This window comes from Deltaproteobacteria bacterium (genome assembly GCA_003194485.1).
Lineage (GTDB): Bacteria > Desulfobacterota > Dissulfuribacteria > Dissulfuribacterales > UBA3076 > UBA3076.
The window spans coordinates 20,811-28,220 of the sequence record PQXD01000004.1; the positions used below are offsets into that span (position 1 = coordinate 20,811).

Here is a 7,410-nt window from a genome sequence, read left to right on the forward strand (position 1 = left end):
AGGGGATATGTCTGTATTTCCAAAACAGTACGGAGTGATAGTGATAGGTGCCGGACATGCCGGATGCGAGGCCGCACTGGCTGCCGCAAGGCTCGGCGTCTCCTGCTGCCTCCTCACAATAAACCTTGATTGCATAGCTGCCATGAGCTGCAATCCTGCCGTCGGAGGCCTGGCCAAAGGGCATTTAGTCCGGGAGATAGACGCCCTTGGAGGCGAAATGGCGAAAAATACTGATGCCACCGGGATTCAGTTCAGGCAGCTTAATACCTCGAAAGGGCCTGCGGTAAGGTCTTCCAGGGTACAGTCAGACATGCTGCGCTATCGTCTCTCCATGAAGCAGGTCCTGGAGGATCAGGAAAACCTGGATATATATCAGGCCATGGCGGGAAGGATACTGACCAGGGAAGGACGGGTATGCGGGGTTGAGACCACACTCGGACAGGAGATTCACGGAAGCACCGTGGTGGTCACCACTGGGACATTTCTCAAAGGGCTCATACATATAGGGCTTAACAGTTTCCCTGCCGGACGCATGGGCGATCCTCCCTCCAACAGGCTCTCGAGATCCCTGAGGGAGCTGGGTTTCCGCATCGGAAGGCTTAAGACAGGCACCACCCCCCGCCTGCACGCACGGTCGATCAATTTTGAGGGGCTCGAGGTCCAGAAGGGAGACGCGCAACCAAGGCCCTTTTCATTTACTACGGAGAAAATTCCCCTGCCCCAGGTACCCTGTTATCTGACGTATACCAACAAAAAGACACACAAGATCATCCGGAGAGGGCTGGACAGGTCTCCGCTCTTTACCGGAATTATCAAGGGAGTGGGCGCCAGATACTGCCCTTCGATCGAGGACAAGGTCTTCCGTTTCCCTGATAAGCCGAGACATCAAATCTTCCTGGAGCCTGAGGGACTGGATACGGTTGAGATTTACCCCAACGGCATTCCCACGAGCCTGCCGATTGATGTGCAACTGGCAATGGTCAGGAGCATAGAGGGGCTTGAGAATGCAGAGATACTTCGGCCCGGATATGCCATAGAGTATGACTACGCAGATCCTGTGCAGCTCAAGCCTTCCCTGGAGACCCACCTGGTCAAGGGTCTTTTTTTCGCAGGACAGATCAATGGGACATCCGGGTATGAAGAGGCTGCGGCCCAGGGCCTCATGGCGGGCATAAACGCTGCCCGGCAGGTGCTGGAAGAAGATCCGGTGATCATTGACCGGTCTCAGGCCTATATCGGCGTACTGATCGATGACCTTGTAACCAGGGGTACAAAAGAACCTTACAGGATGTTCACTTCAAGGGCGGAGTACCGTCTGCTCCTGAGGGAGGATAACGCCGATCTGAGGCTCAGGCCTCTTGGCAGGCGTATCGGCCTTGTGGGTGATGAGGCCTGGAACCTTTTTGAAAAGAAGCAGCAGGCAATTTCGCATAGTATTGAAACGATCAGGAGAATAAGACTCAGCCCCGGGACGGATTTGAATAACTGGCTTCAATCCCTTGACTCAAAACCTGTCAGGCGGGAGGTCAGTATCGAAGACCTCCTGCGTCGCCCTGAGATCAGTCTTGAAGCCCTAGCCGAAAGATTCACCGAACTGAAAGGCCTGTCCCCTGAAGTGGCATGCCAGGTGGAAATCGAGACTAAGTATTCAGGCTATGTCGCACGTCAGGAGGCCGAGGTGGCCAAATTCCGAAAATGGGAGTCTGTCCGGCTTCCGTATGACCTGGACTATGGAGACGTCTCCGGGCTGTCGAATGAGATAAGGGAGAAACTGAGCACACAGAAACCCGACTCTCTCGGGAGGGCCTCGCGTATCTCAGGGGTCACACCGGCTGCAATCACAGCAATTCAAATCTACCTGAAGAAGAAGGGGCTGGTCTGATCTCCGCATACTTTCCCAAGATACACTTTTTTTCACGTAAATATCCGGTAAACCCGTTATATCCTGCCTTGGAGCGGTTACCTTTTTCCGGGTTTCAAAGCTCACTCATCGCAGACCGGAGAGGCAGTGCAATCCGGCCCGCGATCGAAACCCTGCAAAAGGTAAACCGCTCCTGCGGCAGGGCGCGGATGGCAACCGTTCACAGGAAGGGGATATTTCTTTGAACGGTTTAACGGAAGCCCCCGTAGTTTTCTCGGCTTTTGCTGTGGGGGAAACTGCATCGCCTTAAGCGCAGCGTAAGGCGAATGCAGAGGGGGCAGGACATACCCCATGTCAAAGGCCTTAAGAAAACAAGGGGCTGAAGTGTGAAGTGAAAAGAAATATCCCCTTCCTGTGAACGGTTACGTGGACCACGGGTTCACCGGATATTTACTTTTTCAGCATGGCGTACCGGAAAGTTCAGCCTGAAAGAGGCCCCCTGTTCGACTTCTTCCAGTTCAATGCCTCCGCTCATCTGGCTGACCATGTCTTTGGCAAGAAACAGGCCCAGGCCCAGTCCTTCTCCCTTTGTGCCCGCAAACGGCTCAAAAAGACTGTCACGCACGGCCTTGGGCACCCCTGCGCCGTTATCCTTTATCCTTATAATCACCTCCTCGCCGTCCCTTACGGCGCTTATGGATAGGAGCGTGGCGGCAGTTTCCGGTGAAAGGGCATTCTGTCCGAGCAGGAACAGCAGATTTTGCAACAGGCCCGGATCTGTCTCAAGGGTGATTTTATCCGGGCACTCGATATTGATTTCACATGAATGATCCAGTGAATCAAGCCTTTTTTTCACACAAAAGAGAAGCTGGCATAGCTCTATGTCCTTGAAACACGGCTCTCTTTTCTTATAGAAATTCGATATTTCATTTATCTGCCTGGCGAGATCTCTGGCCTCTTGATAAATGGCCTCTGCCCGATCCTTTAATACGGTATCCGCGTCCAGGCGTCTTGCAAGCATTTGTGCCTGTCCGGCCAATACGGCAAGGGGGGTCTTTATCTGGTGGGCCATCTGAGCGGTCATCTGGCCCAGAAGGGCCAGCCTTTCACGTTGTTTGAGCTTTCGTGCCATAAGAAAGCTCTCTGTAACGTCCTGTACCAGGACCAGATCCTGAGAGCCGGAAGTCGGCAGCCTGCTTAATTGAACAGTCGTCTGATCTGATTCAAGGACTCTGGGGCCGTAATCTCGCAATGATGCGAGTAGTCCGGCTAAGGATTGATCGCTTCTCATATCCTCTGGCAACAGCTCAAGAGCACTTTGGTTTATCTCATGTATACGGTTATTTTTGAGTTCCACCAGACCTATATGAAGGGCATCAGCCACTTCCCGGAGCCGTTTTGAGGCCTCCATCGCCTCCTGATATTTCGCCGAGGCAAGCCGAACAAGCAAATCCGAATGGAAGGATGACGGTTCGGCACCTGAAGCCCTGCGCTTCCGCAGGATCACTACCAGGGCCATACACGTGATCAGCCAGAGAAAGAGAAGAACGGTTAAGGAAAAGAAACAGGTTACTGACATCATAGCCCCTTACCGTTTTCGGCAAAAGGCCGGAAGAGCTAAATATTGAGAACCTTATTGAAATAATGCTTAAGCCGGAACCATGTAATCCCAAGGTATTCATGGCATGCAAAGTCGGCTTTTTTGAGATTGTCTGGATTGGGCCAGATATCCCATGGAGTCCACCGGTTCTGGTACCACTGGAAATCGCATGGGACGGGGTGAACCTTGAGGTCTGCATATTTTGCAATAAGGAGCACCCTTTTAACATGTGCGGCAGATGTAACAAGATAGAAGGGCCTTTGCCCCATGATTTCCTTTACCGCCTTTATGCTCTCTTCAGTGTCCCTGGAGTTTTCCTCCAGTGATATCTCTATATTTTCCGGCAGACCTAATTCATCCAGCCAGGAGTAGGACATCCGCGCCTCGGAAAGCGGACAGCCGGTAGGTCTGGTACAGCCACCGACAATTACCAGCCGCTTGATAGTTGAATTTTTAAGACATAGTTCGCGGGTCTTGATCAGTCTGAGCCTTGTACTTGGTGTAAGACGGTCTGCAATCGGCCTGCCCTCATCAGGGAAGGCGCCTCCGCACAGCATAACTATTGTGGTTATATTATCGCTTAAAGATACGGTTGAATTGTCGGATCGGACTGAACGCTCAAGTCCCCAAACCAGGAAATTGGCAACGGGTGAGCTCCCGGCCAGGCCATAAATTAGAAGACCAAAAATGAATAGTGTCCGGGCCAAATTGCGTCGCTTCCTCAGCGGCCAAATGAAAAAACCAAAAAAGAGGCACACAAATATCATGCCGGAAGGGACCAGCAGGAGAGATATTCCTTTTTTAAGGGCAAAACCTATAATGTCTGAGTCCATAGCAATAGTATAGTAATGATTGAGGAATTAAATAACCGGTCTTGGCGGGGCCGACGAGACTCGAACTCGCGACCTCTGGCGTGACAGGCCAGCGTTCTAACCAGCTGAACTACGACCCCATATATGATGTCTTGTCTCGTAAGCGTTCACGGAACGTTGAAATTAGAAAATAGAAATTGGAAATTTGGCCTTCATGCTTTTGTACTGTTCCACTCTCTAATTTCCAATTTCAAGTTTCAAGCCGTAAACGGCTACCTTGTCTCAAGGCGTGGTAGGCGGAACAGGATTTGAACCTGTGACCCCCGGCTTGTAAGGCCGATGCTCTCCCACTGAGCTACCCGCCCGCAAAGATACTGATATTCTGTAACATTTGATTTAACAGGTGTCAAGCCGGCGGCTTTTGATTAGCCGCTAGTTAACAAGATCACCTATACGCTCGAGCCTCGGCCAGGAATTATCCTGGTTCCAGCTCCAATAAATAGCGAATGCCTCGCCCTTCACATCTTCAATGGGCACAAATCCCCAAAATCTGCTGTCGTAGCTCTGGTCCCTGTTGTCGCCCATTACAAAAATTTTGTCCTTCGGTACAGTCACGGGCCCCATGTTATCCCTCGGCTGAACCGAACCCGGCAATATCCTGGGGTCTGTGTGCAGCACCCCTGGAGGGTCGGGAAACAGTTTCCCGTTTACATATACATTCTTGTTTATTATCTGGATCGTGTCTCCCGGCAGGCCGATTACACGTTTTATAAAATCTTTTTTTCTGTCCAATGGATAAATAAAGACTACCACGTCTCCGCGCTCAGGTTTCTTGTCCGGGATCCAGAGTTCCCTGGTAAAAGGACTTCTGACGCCATAAATGAATTTGTTTACCAGTATGTGATCACCTATGAGGAGAGTATCTTTCATGGAACCAGAGGGAATCTTAAATGCCTGGACAACAAAGGTCCTGATAAAGAGGGCCAGGACCAGGGCAATGAGAATTGCCTGCAGGTATTCCCATACCACTGATTGCCAGGAGCGTTTATCAGACTGTTTTTTTGCTGAAAAGGTAGACATATTCATAGGGTGCGAATAATAGCTCGATAAATCCGCGGCCGCAAGCCTCTTTTTATGCTTTCAACACGCTCAGAAAGGCCTCTTGAGGTATCTCCACATGGCCAATCCGCTTCATTTTCTTTTTGCCCTTTTTTTGCTTTTCCAGCAACTTGCGCTTACGAGTAATGTCGCCACCATAGCATCTTGCTATAACGTCCTTTCTGAATGGGGCAACACGTTTCTTGGCAATAACATTGCTTCCGACAGCTGCCTGGATCACGACTTCAAACATCTGTCTGGGTATTACCTTGCGCAGGCGGCTCACAAGTTCACGGCCTCTAAAATAGGCCTTGTCCTTGTGCACTATAACCGAAAGGGCATCCACCGGCTGTTTATTGATAAGGATGTCCAGCTTGACCAGTTCGGCCGGTCTGTGTTCAAGGACGTCATAATCAATGGACCCATAACCTCTGGTTATCGACTTTAATTGATCATAAAAATCCAGAACAATTTCATTGAACGGGAGTTCGTATTTCAGCAGTGCCTTGTTCTCCGTGAGGTAGCGCATATCTGTCTGCTGCCCCCTTTTTTTATCGCACAACTGCATAACAGGGCCGATATATTCCTTGGGGACGTAAATCTCCATCCGGACATAAGGCTCTGCTATCCGCATTATTTTATCTGCCGGCGGCATTTGGGCAGGATTTTGCACATGGACGACTTCCCCGCCGATAAGTTCGATTTCATAAGATACTGACGGGGCCGTACTTATGAGGGACAGCCTGTACTCCCGCTCAAGACGCTCTTTCACGATTTCCATGTGGAGAAGCCCCAGGAAGCCGCATCTGAACCCGAATCCCATGGCTGCAGAGCTTTCAGGCTCGTAAGAAAAGGCCGGGTCATTCAGCCATAGCCTTCCCACAGCCTCTTTCAACTGATCGTACTGGCCCGAGTCTATTGGATAAAGACCGCAAAATACCACGGGCTTTACAGGTTTAAAGCCGGGCAGGCGGTCTGCGGCAGGACGTGTTTCTTCTGTAATGGTATCTCCTATCCGCGTATCGCGCACCGACTTTATACCGGCAGTGAGAAATCCCACTTCCCCGGCGGTCAGATGATCCGTATCTATGGGACCGGGGGAAAAAATGCCCGTTCTGTCCACTTCATAGGCCTGATCCGCAGACATCATGCGTATCCGCATTCCAGGTCTCAGCAAGCCTTCTACGACCCTGATCAGCACAACCGTTCCTTGATATGAATCGAACCATGAATCAAAAATAAGGGCCTTGAGCGGCCGGCCGGGGTCTCCGGAAGGGGCGGGAATCCGATGCACTACTGCTTCCAGGATCTCTTTTGTGCCAAGGCCCTTTTTTGCACTCGCCAGTATGGCTCCTGAGGTATCGAGTCCTATGATATTCTCTATTTCCCTGGCCACCTTTACAGGGTCTGCACTGGGTAAATCAATTTTGTTCAGCACCGGTATGATCTCAAGGTCATTTTCCAGAGCCAGATAGACATTGGCCAGGGTCTGGGCCTCCACACCCTGTGAGGCATCAACGACAAGAAGCGCTCCTTCGCAGGCCGCAAGACTCCTTGAGACTTCATAAGAAAAATCCACATGGCCGGGCGTATCTATCAGGTTAAGCACATAGGTTTCTTTGTCTTCAGACAGATACATAAGTCTTACCGCCCGGGCCTTGATCGTGATCCCTCTCTCTCTTTCCAATTCCATCTGGTCAAGAAACTGCTGCTTCATCTCTCTGGAGGATACGGTGCCGGTGAATTCCAGAATACGGTCGGCAAGCGTGGATTTACCGTGATCGATGTGGGCGATTATCGAAAAGTTACGAATTTTTTTCGGATCGGTCATAGACATTTTTTCACTGATTATACTGTAAAAAGCGATTTTACTAAATAACGTAAATATTCGGTGAACCCGTGGTCCCACGTAACCGTTCACTGACAGGGGATATTTCTTTTCACTTAACACTTCAGCCCCTTGTTTTCTTAAGGCTTTTGACATGGGGGAGTCTTGCCCCCTCCCCGTTCTCCTTCGCTGCGCTCAGGAGCCGGGGTTT

Annotated in this window: 5 protein-coding genes and 2 tRNA genes; 1 reads left to right on the forward strand and 6 read right to left on the reverse strand. The window is 50.7% G+C overall.

The window, feature by feature from the left end; genetic code table 11:
• The first annotated feature begins 7 nt into the window (after positions 1 to 7).
• Positions 8 to 1,882, forward strand: coding sequence for a tRNA uridine-5-carboxymethylaminomethyl(34) synthesis enzyme MnmG (locus tag C4B57_03185; protein ID PXF55388.1), 1,875 nt, complete (start codon positions 8 to 10; stop codon positions 1,880 to 1,882).
• 418 nt (positions 1,883 to 2,300) lie between these two features.
• Here C4B57_03185 and C4B57_03190 read toward each other — a convergent pair whose 3' ends face one another.
• The 6 genes from C4B57_03190 to C4B57_03215 all read right to left on the reverse strand — a co-directional run bounded on the left by C4B57_03190 (position 2,301) and on the right by C4B57_03215 (position 7,208).
• Entirely contained in the window at positions 2,301 to 3,443 is a 1,143-nt protein-coding gene (locus tag C4B57_03190; GenBank protein PXF55271.1) for a hypothetical protein, read from the reverse strand.
• Positions 3,444 to 3,478: 35 nt separating this feature from the next.
• The gene (locus C4B57_03195) at positions 3,479 to 4,294 is read right to left on the reverse strand and encodes a hypothetical protein (protein PXF55272.1); all 816 of its coding nucleotides are present in this window, start codon (positions 4,292 to 4,294) and stop codon (positions 3,479 to 3,481) included.
• 42 nt (positions 4,295 to 4,336) lie between these two features.
• A tRNA-Asp gene (locus C4B57_03200) sits at positions 4,337 to 4,413 on the reverse strand.
• 150 nt (positions 4,414 to 4,563) lie between these two features.
• Positions 4,564 to 4,638, reverse strand: a tRNA-Val gene (locus C4B57_03205).
• A 67-nt stretch (positions 4,639 to 4,705) separates the two neighbouring features.
• Positions 4,706 to 5,353, reverse strand: coding sequence for a signal peptidase I (gene lepB / locus C4B57_03210; GenBank protein ID PXF55389.1), 648 nt, complete (start codon positions 5,351 to 5,353; stop codon positions 4,706 to 4,708).
• A 52-nt stretch (positions 5,354 to 5,405) separates the two neighbouring features.
• Positions 5,406 to 7,208 carry an elongation factor 4 gene (locus tag C4B57_03215; GenBank protein PXF55390.1) on the reverse strand — a complete coding sequence of 601 codons (1,803 nt, stop codon included), beginning with the start codon at positions 7,206 to 7,208 and terminating at the stop codon, positions 5,406 to 5,408.
• Positions 7,209 to 7,410 lie beyond the last annotated feature (202 nt).